The sequence below is a fragment of the Bradyrhizobium sp. CIR18 genome (genome assembly GCF_014198295.1).
Taxonomy (GTDB): domain Bacteria; phylum Pseudomonadota; class Alphaproteobacteria; order Rhizobiales; family Xanthobacteraceae; genus Bradyrhizobium.
Window position 1 is genome coordinate 106633 of record NZ_JACIHF010000005.1, and the last position, 12792, is coordinate 119424.

The following is a 12792-nucleotide window of genomic DNA, read 5'->3' on the forward strand; positions in this document are numbered from 1 at the left end:
TTATACATATGTATAACGTCCTCGAGGCAACCCATGAAGATCGAGATCAAGAAAATCGGCAATTCCGACGGTCTGCTGCTGCCGCGCGAGCTGATGCGGCGGCTCGATCTCAAGCGCGGACAGCAATTGCACATCGTGGAATTACCCGGCGGTGGCTTTCAGTTGTTGCCCTACGACCCCGATTTCGAGCGGACGATGGAAATCGCCGACGAGGTGATGGACAAGTATCGCGACACGCTCGCTGCGCTCGCAAAATAGCTTGCTACGCAGATGGGCGATCTCCAGGAGCCGCTCTGGATCACCTACGAGCAGGTCGTCGCAATTCACAGTAGACAACTCCGCCGCTTCGGCGGTGCGCCGGGATTGCGCGACGAGGGCATGTTGCGCTCGGCGCTGGACCGTCCGATCAATAAATGGCGGTACGAGCAGGTGCCGATCGATGAACTCGCCGCAGCATATGCATTTGGCCTCGCGAAAAACCATGCATTTGTCGATGGAAACAAGCGCATCGCCTTCATGGCGATGATGGTCTTCCTCCACAAGAACGGCGTGGCCTTCACTCCCGATCCTGCGGAAGCGACAACCATCATCCTCTCGCTCGCCGCCGGTGAAGTCAGCGAACAGAGCCTCGTCCGCTGGATCCGCGACAATTGGGATTCCAAATGACCTGATTTGCAGGAAAACCGCGTCCCGGTGCCGTTGCCCTGCCCGAAACTTTGCGGTATCCCAGCCCAAGAATTCGACTTTCGACTGGGGACAATCCATGGCTGATCATAGCGAAGTGGCGTACAGCACCGCCGACGGCAACGACTACGTTGCCCACGAGCAGACCTACGAGGGCTTCATCAAGCTGGTGAAGTACGGCACGGCCTCGGTCGCGCTCATCGTGATCCTGATGGCGATCTTCCTGACCTGATCTGTCGGCGGCTGCACACGCCAGCGGCAGCAGCTGCCCAGAATATTTGCATCCAAGCCGGTGCCAAAACCGGTATCGAACGCCGCGGGAGTAACGCTTAGTTTGCGCGCGCGCTGTCCCGCGCCGCCGGAGGACCTATGAAGATCGCCGTTGCCAAGGAAATCGATCCGCTCGAGCCGCGAGTCGCCGCTTCGCCCGATACGGTGAAGAAGTTCAAGGCGCTGGGCGCCGAGATCGCCGTCGAGCCGGGCGCCGGCATCAAATCGGGCCTGCCTGATTCCGAATTCACCGCCGTGGGTGCCACCGTCAGCGCAGATGCGCTGAAGGATGCCGACATCATCATCAAGGTGAAGCGCCCTGAAGCCTCCGAGCTCGCGCAGTACAAGCGCGGTGCGCTCGTCATCGCCATCATGGACCCCTACGGGAACGAGGCTGCGCTGAAGACGATCGCCGATGCCGGCGTCTCCGCCTTCGCGATGGAATTGATGCCGCGCATCACGCGCGCGCAGGTGATGGACGTGCTGTCCTCGCAGGCGAACCTTGCCGGCTACCGCGCCGTGATCGAGGGCGCCGAGGCGTTCGGCCGCGCCTTCCCGATGATGATGACCGCCGCCGGCACCGTGCCCGCGGCCAAGGTGTTCGTGATGGGCGTCGGCGTCGCCGGCCTTCAGGCGATCGCGACCGCGCGCCGTCTTGGCGCCGTTGTCACCGCGACCGACGTGCGGCCCGCGACCAAAGAGCAGGTCGAATCGCTCGGCGCGAAATTCCTCGCCGTCGAGGACGAGGAGTTCAAGAACGCGCAGACCGCCGGCGGCTACGCCAAGGAAATGTCCAAAGAATACCAGGCCAAGCAGGCCGCGCTCACCGCCGAGCACATCAAGAAGCAGGACATCGTGATCACCACGGCGCTGATTCCGGGTCGGCCCGCGCCGAAGCTCGTCTCCGGCGAGATGGTCAAGTCGATGAAGCCGGGCTCGGTGCTGGTCGATCTCGCCGTCGAGCGCGGCGGCAATGTCGAGGGCGCCAAGGCCGGCGAGGTCGTCGACCTCGATGGCATCAAGATCGTCGGCTACACCAACGTCGCCGGCCGCGTTGCCGCCTCGGCCTCCAGCCTCTACGCGCGCAATCTGTTCTCCTTCATCGAGACCATGGTCGACAAGAAAGAGAAGAAGCTCGCCGTGAACTGGGATGACGAACTGGTCAAGGCGACCGCGCTCACGAAAGACGGCGCCGTCATCCACCCGAACTTCCAGCCGAAGGTTTAAGGAGACCCGCCATGGAGCATGCTGCACAGGTCGTCGACCCCTTCATCTTCCGGCTGTCGATCTTCGTCCTCGCCGTTTTCGTCGGCTATTTCGTGGTGTGGTCGGTGACACCGGCCCTGCACACGCCGCTGATGAGCGTGACCAACGCGATCTCCTCGGTGATCGTGGTCGGCGCGTTGCTTGCCGGCGGCGTCGCGAACGTCTCGAGTGGCTCGGGCTGGGCTCGCGCCTTCGGCTTTGTCGCGCTCATTTTCGCCTGCGTGAACATTTTTGGCGGCTTCCTTGTCACCCAGCGCATGCTGGCGATGTACAAGAAGAAGTCGAAGTAAGCGGCCACCTCGGGCTGAAGGATTAATGGGGACCTGAGATGAGCGCCAACCTCTCTGCATTTTTGTATCTCGTGGCGGGAGTGCTGTTCATCCTGTCGCTGCGCGGGCTGTCCAGCCCGGCTTCGTCGCGCCAGGGCAATCTGTTCGGCATGATCGGCATGGCGATTGCGGTCGCCACCACGCTGGCCAACCATCCGCCGGCAGACGGCCTCGCCTGGGTGCTCGTCATCGTCGGCATCGCCATCGGCGGCGCGATCGGCGCGGTGATCGCCCGCCGCGTGCCGATGACCTCGATGCCGGAACTGGTCGCCGCCTTCCACTCGCTGGTCGGCATGGCCGCGGTGCTGGTCGCCGCCGGCGCGTTCTACGCGCCCGAAGCCTTCGACATCGGCACCCCCGGCAACATCCATCCGCAGAGCCTGGTCGAGATGTCGCTCGGCGTCGCCATCGGCGCGCTGACCTTCACCGGCTCGGTGATCGCGTTCCTGAAGCTGTCCGCGCGCATGAGCGGCGCGCCGATCATCCTGCCCGCCCGTCACATCATCAACATCGCGATTGCGGTGGCGCTGGTGTTCTTCATCGTCCGCCTCGTCCTCACCGGCGGCGCGCTCGACTTCTGGCTGATCGTCATCCTGGCGCTGGCGCTCGGCGTGCTCATGATCATCCCGATCGGCGGCGCCGACATGCCGGTCGTGATCTCGATGCTGAACTCGTACTCGGGTTGGGCTGCGGCCGGCATCGGCTTCACGCTCGGCAATTCCGCGCTGATCATCACCGGCGCGCTGGTCGGCTCCTCGGGCGCGATCCTGTCCTACATCATGTGCCACGCGATGAACCGGTCCTTCATCTCGGTCATCCTCGGCGGCTTCGGCGGCGAGACCGCGGCCGCCGGCGGTGGCGGCGGTGAGCAGAAGCCCGCCAAGCTCGGCTCGGCCGACGACGCGGCCTTCATCATGAAGAATGCCCAGAAGGTCATCATCGTGCCCGGCTATGGCATGGCGGTGGCGCAGGCGCAGCACGCGCTGCGCGAGATGGGCGACATCCTGAAGAAGGAAGGCGTCGAGGTGAAGTACGCCATTCACCCGGTCGCCGGCCGCATGCCCGGCCACATGAACGTGCTGCTCGCCGAAGCCAACGTCCCCTACGACGAGGTGTTCGAGCTCGAGGACATCAACTCCGAGTTCGCGCAGGCCGACATCGCCTTCGTGATCGGCGCCAACGACGTCACCAACCCGGCGGCCGAGGAGGACAAGACCTCGCCGATCTACGGCATGCCCGTGCTGCAGGTCTGGAAGGCCGGCACCGTGATGTTCATCAAGCGCTCGCTCGCCTCCGGCTATGCCGGCATCGACAATCCGCTGTTCTATCGCGACAACACCATGATGCTGCTCGGCGACGCCAAGAAGGTCACCGAGAACATCGTCAAGGCGATGTAGCACGCGAAAGAAACGGACCGTGGCCATCAACAAGGAATGGCACCGGTCTCATCGCATGCCTCTCAAGGCGACGCGCGAGCAGCGCGTCGCATGGCATGCCGCCCACAAGGCGGCATGCGGCTGCCGGGACGTGCCGGCGAGCCTCCGGCCCGACGTCATGAAATTGCTGCGGAGCCGTCGCAAGCCCTGAGCTGAACCTGGGGCCGGCCGCGCAATGATCACCATCGCCAAATGGACCGTCATCCTGCTTGCGACCGTCTATCTCGCCGGGCTCCTCGTGCTCTATGCCCGGCAGCGCGAGATGCTGTTTCCGATACCGACCGCCAAGCGGACCCCGCCTGAGGCGGCAGATTGTCCCGAGGCGGAGGAGCATGTCCTGACGACCTCGGATGGCGAGAAGATCATCGTCTGGCACGTGCCGGCGAGGCCCGGTCGTCCCGTGATCCTGTATTTTCCGGGCAATGGCGACTTTCTTGCCGGCCGTGTCAGCCGCTTCAAGGCCATGACGGCAGATGGCACCGGCCTCGTCGCGCTGTCCTACCGCGGCTATGCCGGCTCGAGCGGCGCGCCGAGCGAGGAGGGTCTGCTGCGCGATGCCGCCGCCGCCTACGCCTTCACCACGGCGCGCTACACGGCGGAACGAATCGTCGCCTGGGGCTTCTCGCTCGGGACCGGCGTGGCGGTCGCGCTCGCCGCAGAACAGCGTGTTGGAAAGCTGGTCCTGGAGGCGCCCTATACGTCGACGGCCGACATTGCATCTTCGTCATTCTGGTTCGTGCCGGTGCGCCTCTTGATGCGCGATCCGTTCCCTTCCGACCAGCGGATCGCGCGCGTCACGGTGCCGCTCCTGGTGATGCATGGCACCAATGACCTTGTCATTTCGATCGTGTTCGGAGAACGTCTGTTCGCGCTCGCGCATGAACCGAAGCAGTTCGTTCGCTTTGCGGGCGGCGGACATGACAATCTCGATGCATTCGGTGCGATCGAAACGGCAAGGCGCTTCATTGGAGAATAAACGACTCGTCACGCGAATCCCGGCCGTATCGCTCGTTGCCATCCTCACCTTGTTGCCGCAGCCGGCCTGGGCCGCAGCCGGGCTCGATGGTGCGGCGATGCGCTGGCCCTATGCGCTGCCCTTTGCCGGCCTGTTGCTGTCGATCGCGCTCGGACCGCTGTTGTTTCCGAAAGTCTGGCACCATCATTACGGCAAGATCGCCGCTGCTTGGTCGCTGGCGGCGCTCGTCTCACTCGTGATTTTTGCCGGAAGCGCGGTCACGCTGGCTGTGCTCGTGCACGCTCTGCTCGCCGAATATCTTGGCTTCATCGTGCTGCTGTTCGCGCTCTATGTCGTGGCCGGCGGCATTCTCATTACCGGCGACATCAAGGCCACGCCAGCGATCAATGCTGGCATCCTCGCGCTCGGCACGCTGGGTGCAAGCATTGTCGGCACCACGGGTGCCGCGATGATCCTGATCCGTCCGCTGATCCGCGCCAACCGGCCGCGGCGCTACAATGCCCATGTCATCATCTTCTTCATCATCCTGGTCGCCAATGTCGGCGGCGCGCTGAGCCCGCTCGGCGATCCCCCGCTGTTCGTCGGTTTCCTGCACGGCGTCGACTTCTTCTGGACCACGCGGAGCATCTGGCTGCAGACCGCGATCGTCGCCGGATTGCTGCTCGCGATCTTCACCGCCATCGATTTCTGGCGCTTCCGCAGCGAGCCTCGGCTCAGCGACGCCGGTCCCGCGGATCCGGTCCGCATTCGCGGTCTCGTCAACCTCGTGCTGATCGCAGCCATCGTCGCGAGCCTGCTGGCCTCGGCGATGTGGAAGCCCGCTGTTGCTTTCGACATTCTCGGAACGAAGCTGGGGCTGGAAGACATCGCGCGCAATGTGGCGCTGCTTTCCATTGCGGCGCTGTCGGTGTGGTTGACACCGGACGAGCACAGGGAGGCCAACGGCTTCACCTGGGAGCCGATCCGCGAGGTCGCGAAACTGTTCGCGGGCATCTTCGTCGCCATCATTCCGGTCATTGCCATGCTCAATGCCGGCCACCACGGCGCCTTCGCCTGGCTGTTGTCGGCCGTGACAGCACCGGACGGTGCGCCGCGCGAGGTCGCCTATTTCTGGTTCACCGGCCTGATGTCAGCGTTTCTCGACAATGCGCCGACCTATCTGTTGTTCTTCCAGCTTGCCGGCGGCGATCCGCAAACGCTGATGCACGAGCTGTCGGGCACGCTCGCGTCGATCTCGATGGGCGCCGTCTACATGGGAGCGCTCACCTATATCGGCAATGCGCCGAACTTCATGGTCAGCAGCATCGCGAGCGAGAACGGCATCGAGATGCCGAGCTTCTTCGGCTATCTCTTGCGCGCCGGCGCCGTGCTGATCCCGCTGTTCATGCTGCTGACGCTGCTGCCGGTCGCCCCGATCCTGCGCTGGCATTGAATCTGCCGGCCGATTTGCTACTGCTCGTCTTCAGTGATTGGAGCCGGTAGATGAGCGCGCATAATCCGATGCCCCGGTCGGCCTGGATCTTTCCGGCGCTGGCCGTGCTGTTGTTCGCAGCCGTCAGCGCGACGGGCTACGTCTTCACGCTGTCGTTGGGCGGGCTCGTCTTCGCCATCGTCCTTCTGGTTATCCTGTTCGGCACCGTGTTCGCCGCGGTTCATCATGCCGAAGTGATCGCCGAGCGGGTCGGCGAGCCCTATGGCACGCTGGTGCTGACGCTCTCCGTGACCGTCATCGAGGTGGCGCTGATCACCACGATCATGCTGGGCGACAAGCCCGCCCCGGAACTGGCGCGCGACACCGTGTTCGCCGTGGTCATGATCGTCTGCAACGGCCTCGTCGGGCTCTGCATCTTCATCGGCGGCCTGCGCTATCGCGAGCAGGGCTTTCAGCTCTCGGGGGCCAACGTCTATCTCAGCGTCCTGTTCGCGCTCGCGACCATCACGCTGATCATGCCGAACTACACGACCACCGCGCCGGGGCCGGTCTATTCGGCGGTTCAGCTCGGTTTCGTCGACGTGGTCACGCTCGCGCTGTACGGAGTGTTCCTCTACACCCAGACCGTCCTGCACAAGGATTACTTCGTCCATGAACGGGCTGACGGCGGCAGCGGCGAGGCGCATCTGCCGGGCCGGATGTTGGTGGTCAGCGTCGTGCTGCTGCTGATTGCGCTGCTGGCCGTGGTGCTGCTCGCCAAGAAGTTCTCGCTGGTGGTGGACGCCGTCGCGGCCAAGATCGGCGCGCCGCCGGCCTTTGCCGGCCTTCTGGTCGCGCTCCTGATCCTGATGCCGGAAGGCGTCGCGGCCGTATCGGCGGCCCGCAAGAACGACCTCCAGAAGAGCATCAACCTCGCGCTCGGCTCGTCCCTCGCCACCATCGGGCTGACCATCCCGGCGGTGGGGGTCGCCACCTACGCGCTCGACAAGGAGCTCACGCTCGGCCTCAGCGCCCAGGGCAGTGTGCTTTTGCTCCTGACCTTCTTCCTGAGCATGCTGACCTTCGGCACCGGCAGGACCAATGTCCTGTTCGGGCTGGTCCATATGGTGGTATTTGCCGTCTACGCCTTCATGGTTTTCGTGCCCTGAAGCGCTGCGTCCCAAGAGAGGTTCCAATGCTTGCCGCCAAGTCCGAGGTTCAGGTCGACAACGAGGAGGTCCGGGTGACCGAATGGCGGCTTCCGCCCGGTAGCGCCACCGGGCATCACACCCACGGCATGGACTATGTGATTGTTCCCGTCGTCGCGGGGGAGATGACCATCGTGGCGCCGGGCGGCGAGCGGTCCAAGGCGCAACTGGCAGCCGGGAAATCCTATTTCCGCAAGGCGGGCGTCCAACATGACGTACTTAACGAAACCTCAACCGAGATCGTGTTCCTTGAGATCGAGCTAAAGCCGTAGATCCGGCCTTAACACTTGCCATCGATCCGTCGCAGTTGATCCCTTACAATGCCCTAAAGTTCCCGCATCAGATCGCGCGGGGAGTGGCCGGAATGCTGAAATACCTCGCTAAAATCTCGATGGATATTTTCCCCTCGGTGCTCGCGACGATCATCGGGGCGTACATCGTTAACCACTACATCAACGCCAAGCCGGCGGCTGATGCCCCTGCGGCCGTCGTGGCCCCTGCCGAGGCCGGCAAGAACGGCAAACCCGCCGATGTCGCCAATCTCCCTGCGCCCGGCGTCAAGGCCAAAGGCATCCCCGAGAAGAGCGTGACGGACAAGCCGGCGGTCGAAAAGGCTGCCGATCAGCCGTCCGCCGAGCACAAGGCTGCCGATGTGGCCCCGGCCGAGGCCAGCCCGCGTGGCAAGCCGTCGGCGCGCGAGAAGGCGGTCGCCAAGTCGACCCCGGCCACCAGCACACCCGCCCCCGCCGCTCCGGTGGTCGAGGCCAATTCGGCGCCGGCTGCTGCGGCTCCGGCCCCCGACGCCAACGACCTCGTGCGTGCCGCGATCGAGCGCCTGCGCAAGACTCCTGAGGGCAAATCTTCCGAGGGCAAGTCTTCCGAAGGAAAGTCGTCTGCCGAAACCAAACCTGCCGAGGTCAGGCCGTCCGAGACCAGGTCAGCCGAGAGGCCGACTGAGCCTGCCGTGCGGGAAGCAGCCCGCACGCCCGAGGCCCCGCGGGTCGTCAGCATGGAGCCGGCTGCGGTCCGTCCGCTGCCGCCGCCGATCACGGTATCGACGCCCTCACCGGAGGCCTATGGCAAGGATGGCTTCTCGCCGGCCAGTCCGCCCTACACGGCCTCGGTCGGCAACGATGATCCGAATCGGATGACGCCGCCGGCTGACATTCCCGTGCCGATGATCGCGCCACCGCTCGATCTGCGCGCCGACGCCGGTGGTTCCATGCCGCGGCCGAAGAAGACCAATGTCGCCGACGAGATGCTGTCGGGCATGAAGTCGATGTTCCACTCGGTTCTGCCGAAGAGCGCCACCCCCGATTAAGACGGCGCCTGCGCCGTCAAAACCGTCAGCCGCCGACGCGGGTAAGACCGCTGCGCGCGGCGTCGTCGCGTGGGCGAAGCGAGACAGCCCTGGTGTAGGACGCCGCCGCCTTGGCCCTGTCGCCCAGCCGCTCATAGGCCTGTCCGCGCGTGGTCCAGACCTGGGCGTTGTGCGGATCGGCCTCGGAGGCCTCATCCAGATCGGCCGTGGCCTCCTTGACCTTGCCGAGCGCGAGATAGCTGGTGGCGCGGCCGAGCAGCGGCTCGACCTTCTGGGGATTGAGTCCGCTCGCAGCGCTGAAATCTGCGATGGCGAAGGCGTGCTGATTGTTGCCCTGGTAGATCAGGGCACGGCCATACAGCGCCTGCGCATTGTAGGGATCGAGTCCGACCGCGCGATTGAACTCGTCGAGCGCTGCCGCGACCTCGCCTGACTTGGCCAGGGATTGGGCTTTTGCAGTGTGGGCCTGAGCTTCGGTGACGTTGCCGGAACTCACCGCGCTTTCGGCGGGCGCAGCCGCCTGGGGGGCCTCCTGCGGCTTGTCCTTCTCCGGCATCAACGATCCCAGATCGAAGGAGCAGCCGCACAGCGCAATCCCCATCAAGGCCAGCGCGCACGGCTGCCGCCAGATCCGGCGTCGCCGCGCCAAGCCGCGCTGGAGGAAGGGGGAGGCCATCTGCGGTTCGCTCGCGCTAGAGCATGATCCGGACCCGAAGGGCCGCGTTGACGAAAAGTATGAAGCGGTTTTCCCTCGCGACAAAGGCGGAACGCGCTTGCGTAGAGATCAAGGTCAAACAACAAACTAAAGCGCGACGACGTTCAATCCAAATCTCATCGCGTTTGCGTGCCGCATCCGTGGTGCCTAGCCCAAAGAGCAGCGCGCACAAACAATGACGCGGGCCAGAGGCCCGCGTCATCGAAACTGAAATCTTGCAAAATTCGGTAAATCAGCGCGGTCCGCGCGGACCTGCACCCGGGCCGCCGCGACCGCCGCGATCACCGCCGGGACCTGCGCCGAACACCGGCTTCGGCTTCATCGGCAGCAGGCCTTCGCGCTGCAGCTTCTTGCGGGCCAGCTTGCGCGCGCGGCGCACGGCTTCGGCCTTTTCGCGGGCCTTCTTCTCGGAGGGCTTCTCGTAATGACCGCGGAGCTTCATCTCGCGGAAAATTCCCTCGCGCTGCATCTTCTTCTTCAGCGCCTTGAGGGCTTGGTCGACATTGTTATCGCGAACGAGAACCTGCACGCGGCATCCTCTTCAGTGGATCGGATTTGAATTCTGGTAAGACGAAGGGGATGGCGAAAACGCGCAAGCCCTTAACCTTGAGGGCGCGGATGTATCAGACAAATCCCGGGATGTCCACCGGACAAGCGGGTTTTCGGGCCAAGTTCAGCCATTAAATGAGGCAAAAATACCTCTGTGCGGCCCTGATTTGGGCGATTCGACGCCAGGGATGGGGCCGTTTCCGGAGCTTTGTTCCGGAATCTTGAAAGCAGGGGACTACACATGGATATCAAGAAATACGCTGTTGAAGCCATCGGCACCTTCTGGCTCACATTCGCAGGCTGCGGAAGCGCGGTGATCGCTGCCGGCTTTCCGCAGGTCGGAATCGGTCTGGTCGGTGTCTCCCTCGCATTCGGACTGAGCGTGGTCACCATGGCCTATGCGATCGGCCATATCTCCGGCTGCCATCTCAACCCGGCCGTCACGGTCGGTCTTGCCGCCGGCGGGCGTTTTCCGGCCGGGCAGATCCTGCCCTATGTGATCGCGCAGGTGGCCGGCGCGATCGTGGCCGCCTGGCTCCTCTACGTCATCGCGAGCGGAGCTCCCGGATTCGATGTCAGCAAGGGCTTCGCATCCAACGGCTATGATGCGCATTCGCCCGGCCAGTACAGCATGATCGTGTGCTTCCTCACCGAGGTGGTGATGACCATGATGTTCCTGTTCATCATCATGGGCGCGACCCATGGCCGCGCGCCCGCAGGCTTCGCGCCGCTCGCGATCGGGCTCGCGCTGGTGATGATCCATCTCGTCAGCATCCCCGTCACCAACACCTCGGTGAACCCGGCGCGCAGCACGGGCCCCGCGCTGTTCGTCGGCGGCTGGGCGACGGCGCAGCTCTGGCTGTTCTGGGTCGCACCGCTGATCGGCGGCGCGCTGGGCGGGGTGATCTATCGCTGGCTCAGCGAGGAGCCCACGGGCGTCGTCGCAGGCGCGAAGACGGCCTAATCGCGGAGCGGGATCGCAGCTCGAAGCTGCGGTCCCGCTACTTGCCTTTCGTCGGCCTGACTTCGGTGACGTGGCCCATCTTTCGGCCGGGACGCGGCGCACCCTTGCCGTAGATGTGCACGGTCGCGCCCGGCACGCTCAGCCACTTTTCGTAATCATTGATCTCGTCGCCGATCAGATTGGTCATGGTGACGATTTCGCCGTGGCGCACGGGCTTGCCGAGCGGCCAGCCGGCGATGGCGCGGATGTGCTGCTCGAACTGCGAGACCGAGGCGCCGTCGAGCGTCCAGTGCCCTGAATTGTGCACGCGCGGGGCGATCTCATTGACCAGCACCTTCGGGCCGGTGCCGTTGGCGAGCACGAACATCTCGACAGCGAGCACGCCGACATAGTCGAGCGCGCTTGCGATCTTGCCGGCGATGCTGCGTGCTTCCTCGGCAAGCGCAGGCGGGATCGGCGCGGGCGCGCGCGATATCTTCAGGATGTGGTCGCGGTGCTCGTTCTCGGTGACGTCGAAACACTCGACCTGGCCTGTGACCGAGCGTGCGGCGATCACGGAGATCTCGCGCTCGTAGGGCACGAAGGCTTCCAGGATCGCCGATTTGGTGGCGAGGCTGGTCCACACCTTGGCGATGTCGTCGCCCTCGCGGATGATGGCCTGGCCCTTGCCGTCATAACCGAAGCGGCGGGTCTTGAGCACGGCCGGAAGGCCGATCCTGGCGATCGCCTCGCGCAGCGAGGACACGGAGGTGACGTCGGCATAGGCTGCGGTGCCGATGCCGAGCCGCGTCACGAAATCCTTCTCGGCGAGCCGGTCCTGGGTGGTCTCGAGAATCTTGCGGTTGGGCAGCACGGGTCGGCGCGCGTCCAGCACTATCGCGGCGGCCGATGGCACGTTCTCGAATTCGTAGGTGATGACGTCGACGTCGTTGGCGAACAGTTCGAGCGCCTCGACGTCGGCATATTCGGCGCAGGTCGCGTTCAATACGACGTCGAAGGCCGGCGAGTCCGGATCGGGCGAGAAAACCTGGCAGCGCAGGCCGAGCCGCGCCGCAGCCATGGCCAGCATCCGGCCCAATTGTCCGCCGCCGAGAATTCCGATGGTGTCACCGGGCTTCAGCTTCACCTGCCTGGTGTCGGTCACGCCTTGTCCTCCGGGCGCTCGGCGACCGCCTCGGTCTGCGCCTTGCGCCAGGCCGCGAGGCGATCGGACAAGGCCGGGTCGGACAACGCCAGGACGGCCGCCGCCAGCAGCGCGGCGTTGGTCGCGCCAGCCTTGCCGATGGCGAGGGTGCCGACCGGGATGCCGGCGGGCATCTGGACGATCGAATAGAGCGAATCGAGGCCCTTGAGCGTCTTGGATTCGACGGGAACGCCGAACACCGGGAGTTCGGTCAGCGCCGCCGCCATGCCGGGCAGGTGTGCAGCGCCACCTGCGCCGGCGATGATGACCTTGTAACCCGCGGCCTTGGCGCCCTTGGCGAAAGCAAAGAGACGGTCGGGGGTGCGGTGGGCCGAGACGATGCGGGTGTCGGCGGCGACGCCGAGCGCGGCAAGCGTGTCGGCGGCATGCCGCATCGTGTCCCAGTCCGACTGGCTTCCCATGATGATGGCGATCGGCGCGGTCATGACGTTAATTGTGCCCGAAAAACAGAAAGATAGG

At 64.7% G+C, this 12792-nt stretch carries 17 protein-coding genes; 13 read left to right on the forward strand and 4 right to left on the reverse strand.

From position 1 onward, the window contains the following. Nucleotides 1-33 precede the first annotated feature (33 nt). From GGD65_RS18560 to GGD65_RS18615, 12 genes are all read left to right on the forward strand, one after another. Complete coding sequence (locus GGD65_RS18560; RefSeq protein ID WP_179739031.1) at nucleotides 34-258, forward strand: AbrB family transcriptional regulator; 225 nt, start codon at nucleotides 34-36, stop codon at nucleotides 256-258. Between the two features lie 12 nt (nucleotides 259-270). Further along, the gene (locus tag GGD65_RS18565; RefSeq protein ID WP_179739033.1) at nucleotides 271-666 is read left to right on the forward strand and encodes a type II toxin-antitoxin system death-on-curing family toxin; all 396 of its coding nucleotides are present in this window, start codon (nucleotides 271-273) and stop codon (nucleotides 664-666) included. 97 nt (nucleotides 667-763) lie between these two features. Further along, the gene (locus tag GGD65_RS18570) at nucleotides 764-916 is read left to right on the forward strand and encodes an aa3-type cytochrome c oxidase subunit IV (protein WP_018317799.1); all 153 of its coding nucleotides are present in this window, start codon (nucleotides 764-766) and stop codon (nucleotides 914-916) included. A gap of 137 nt (nucleotides 917-1053) precedes the next feature. Beyond that, the gene (locus GGD65_RS18575) at nucleotides 1054-2181 is read left to right on the forward strand and encodes a Re/Si-specific NAD(P)(+) transhydrogenase subunit alpha (RefSeq protein WP_183236196.1); all 1128 of its coding nucleotides are present in this window, start codon (nucleotides 1054-1056) and stop codon (nucleotides 2179-2181) included. An 11-nt stretch (nucleotides 2182-2192) separates the two neighbouring features. Further along, nucleotides 2193-2510 (forward strand): proton-translocating transhydrogenase family protein, encoded by a 318-nt coding sequence (locus GGD65_RS18580; protein WP_018317801.1) that lies wholly within the window; start codon nucleotides 2193-2195, stop codon nucleotides 2508-2510. Nucleotides 2511-2548: 38 nt separating this feature from the next. Beyond that, nucleotides 2549-3946, forward strand: a complete 1398-nt coding sequence (locus GGD65_RS18585) for an NAD(P)(+) transhydrogenase (Re/Si-specific) subunit beta (RefSeq protein ID WP_018317802.1) — start codon at nucleotides 2549-2551, stop codon at nucleotides 3944-3946. Between the two features lie 19 nt (nucleotides 3947-3965). After that, nucleotides 3966-4136, forward strand: a complete 171-nt coding sequence (locus GGD65_RS18590) for a hypothetical protein (RefSeq protein ID WP_183236197.1) — start codon at nucleotides 3966-3968, stop codon at nucleotides 4134-4136. 27 nt (nucleotides 4137-4163) lie between these two features. Continuing rightward, nucleotides 4164-4961 carry an alpha/beta hydrolase gene (locus tag GGD65_RS18595; protein WP_183236391.1) on the forward strand — a complete coding sequence of 266 codons (798 nt, stop codon included), beginning with the start codon at nucleotides 4164-4166 and terminating at the stop codon, nucleotides 4959-4961. Then, nucleotides 4915-6393: a sodium:proton antiporter gene (locus GGD65_RS18600; protein WP_183236392.1), complete on the forward strand. Its 1479-nt coding sequence runs from the start codon at nucleotides 4915-4917 to the stop codon at nucleotides 6391-6393. Before GGD65_RS18595 ends, GGD65_RS18600 begins: the two co-directional genes overlap by 47 nt. A gap of 50 nt (nucleotides 6394-6443) precedes the next feature. After that, nucleotides 6444-7541: a calcium:proton antiporter gene (locus tag GGD65_RS18605; RefSeq protein WP_183236198.1), complete on the forward strand. Its 1098-nt coding sequence runs from the start codon at nucleotides 6444-6446 to the stop codon at nucleotides 7539-7541. A 26-nt stretch (nucleotides 7542-7567) separates the two neighbouring features. Continuing rightward, the gene (locus tag GGD65_RS18610; RefSeq protein WP_092254748.1) at nucleotides 7568-7852 is read left to right on the forward strand and encodes a cupin domain-containing protein; all 285 of its coding nucleotides are present in this window, start codon (nucleotides 7568-7570) and stop codon (nucleotides 7850-7852) included. Between the two features lie 92 nt (nucleotides 7853-7944). Continuing rightward, nucleotides 7945-8901 (forward strand): hypothetical protein, encoded by a 957-nt coding sequence (locus tag GGD65_RS18615; protein ID WP_183236199.1) that lies wholly within the window; start codon nucleotides 7945-7947, stop codon nucleotides 8899-8901. Between the two features lie 25 nt (nucleotides 8902-8926). Here GGD65_RS18615 and GGD65_RS18620 read toward each other — a convergent pair whose 3' ends face one another. Together GGD65_RS18620 and rpsU are read right to left on the reverse strand one after the other, a co-directional pair. After that, nucleotides 8927-9577 carry a tetratricopeptide repeat protein gene (locus GGD65_RS18620; RefSeq protein WP_183236200.1) on the reverse strand — a complete coding sequence of 217 codons (651 nt, stop codon included), beginning with the start codon at nucleotides 9575-9577 and terminating at the stop codon, nucleotides 8927-8929. A 271-nt stretch (nucleotides 9578-9848) separates the two neighbouring features. Continuing rightward, on the reverse strand, nucleotides 9849-10145 hold the full coding sequence (rpsU, locus tag GGD65_RS18625) for a 30S ribosomal protein S21 (protein WP_008546194.1): 297 nt from the start codon (nucleotides 10143-10145) through the stop codon (nucleotides 9849-9851). A gap of 261 nt (nucleotides 10146-10406) precedes the next feature. Between rpsU and aqpZ the strand changes: the two genes are divergently transcribed. Next, nucleotides 10407-11129: an aquaporin Z gene (gene aqpZ / locus GGD65_RS18630; protein WP_183236201.1), complete on the forward strand. Its 723-nt coding sequence runs from the start codon at nucleotides 10407-10409 to the stop codon at nucleotides 11127-11129. 37 nt (nucleotides 11130-11166) lie between these two features. Here the strand turns inward: aqpZ and GGD65_RS18635 are convergent, their stop codons facing one another. Then, nucleotides 11167-12273: a 5-(carboxyamino)imidazole ribonucleotide synthase gene (locus tag GGD65_RS18635; RefSeq protein ID WP_183236202.1), complete on the reverse strand. Its 1107-nt coding sequence runs from the start codon at nucleotides 12271-12273 to the stop codon at nucleotides 11167-11169. Then, nucleotides 12270-12758 (reverse strand): 5-(carboxyamino)imidazole ribonucleotide mutase, encoded by a 489-nt coding sequence (purE, locus tag GGD65_RS18640; protein ID WP_018317812.1) that lies wholly within the window; start codon nucleotides 12756-12758, stop codon nucleotides 12270-12272. Before purE ends, GGD65_RS18635 begins: the two co-directional genes overlap by 4 nt. Nucleotides 12759-12792 lie beyond the last annotated feature (34 nt).

Bases quoted from the DNA above. Each gene is read 5' to 3' on its own strand.
- GGD65_RS18560 (WP_179739031.1), top strand. From the start codon at position 34: ATGAAGATCGAGATCAAGAAAATCGGCAATTCCGACGGTCTGCTGCTG.
- GGD65_RS18565 (WP_179739033.1), top strand. From the start codon at position 271: ATGGGCGATCTCCAGGAGCCGCTCTGGATCACCTACGAGCAGGTCGTC.
- GGD65_RS18570 (WP_018317799.1), top strand. From the start codon at position 764: ATGGCTGATCATAGCGAAGTGGCGTACAGCACCGCCGACGGCAACGAC.
- GGD65_RS18575 (WP_183236196.1), top strand. From the start codon at position 1,054: ATGAAGATCGCCGTTGCCAAGGAAATCGATCCGCTCGAGCCGCGAGTC.
- GGD65_RS18580 (WP_018317801.1), top strand. From the start codon at position 2,193: ATGGAGCATGCTGCACAGGTCGTCGACCCCTTCATCTTCCGGCTGTCG.
- GGD65_RS18585 (WP_018317802.1), top strand. From the start codon at position 2,549: ATGAGCGCCAACCTCTCTGCATTTTTGTATCTCGTGGCGGGAGTGCTG.
- GGD65_RS18600 (WP_183236392.1), top strand. From the start codon at position 4,915: ATGCATTCGGTGCGATCGAAACGGCAAGGCGCTTCATTGGAGAATAAA.
- GGD65_RS18605 (WP_183236198.1), top strand. From the start codon at position 6,444: ATGAGCGCGCATAATCCGATGCCCCGGTCGGCCTGGATCTTTCCGGCG.
- GGD65_RS18610 (WP_092254748.1), top strand. From the start codon at position 7,568: ATGCTTGCCGCCAAGTCCGAGGTTCAGGTCGACAACGAGGAGGTCCGG.
- GGD65_RS18615 (WP_183236199.1), top strand. From the start codon at position 7,945: ATGCTGAAATACCTCGCTAAAATCTCGATGGATATTTTCCCCTCGGTG.
- GGD65_RS18620 (WP_183236200.1), bottom strand. From the start codon at position 9,577: ATGGCCTCCCCCTTCCTCCAGCGCGGCTTGGCGCGGCGACGCCGGATC.
- aqpZ (WP_183236201.1), top strand. From the start codon at position 10,407: ATGGATATCAAGAAATACGCTGTTGAAGCCATCGGCACCTTCTGGCTC.
- purE (WP_018317812.1), bottom strand. From the start codon at position 12,758: ATGACCGCGCCGATCGCCATCATCATGGGAAGCCAGTCGGACTGGGAC.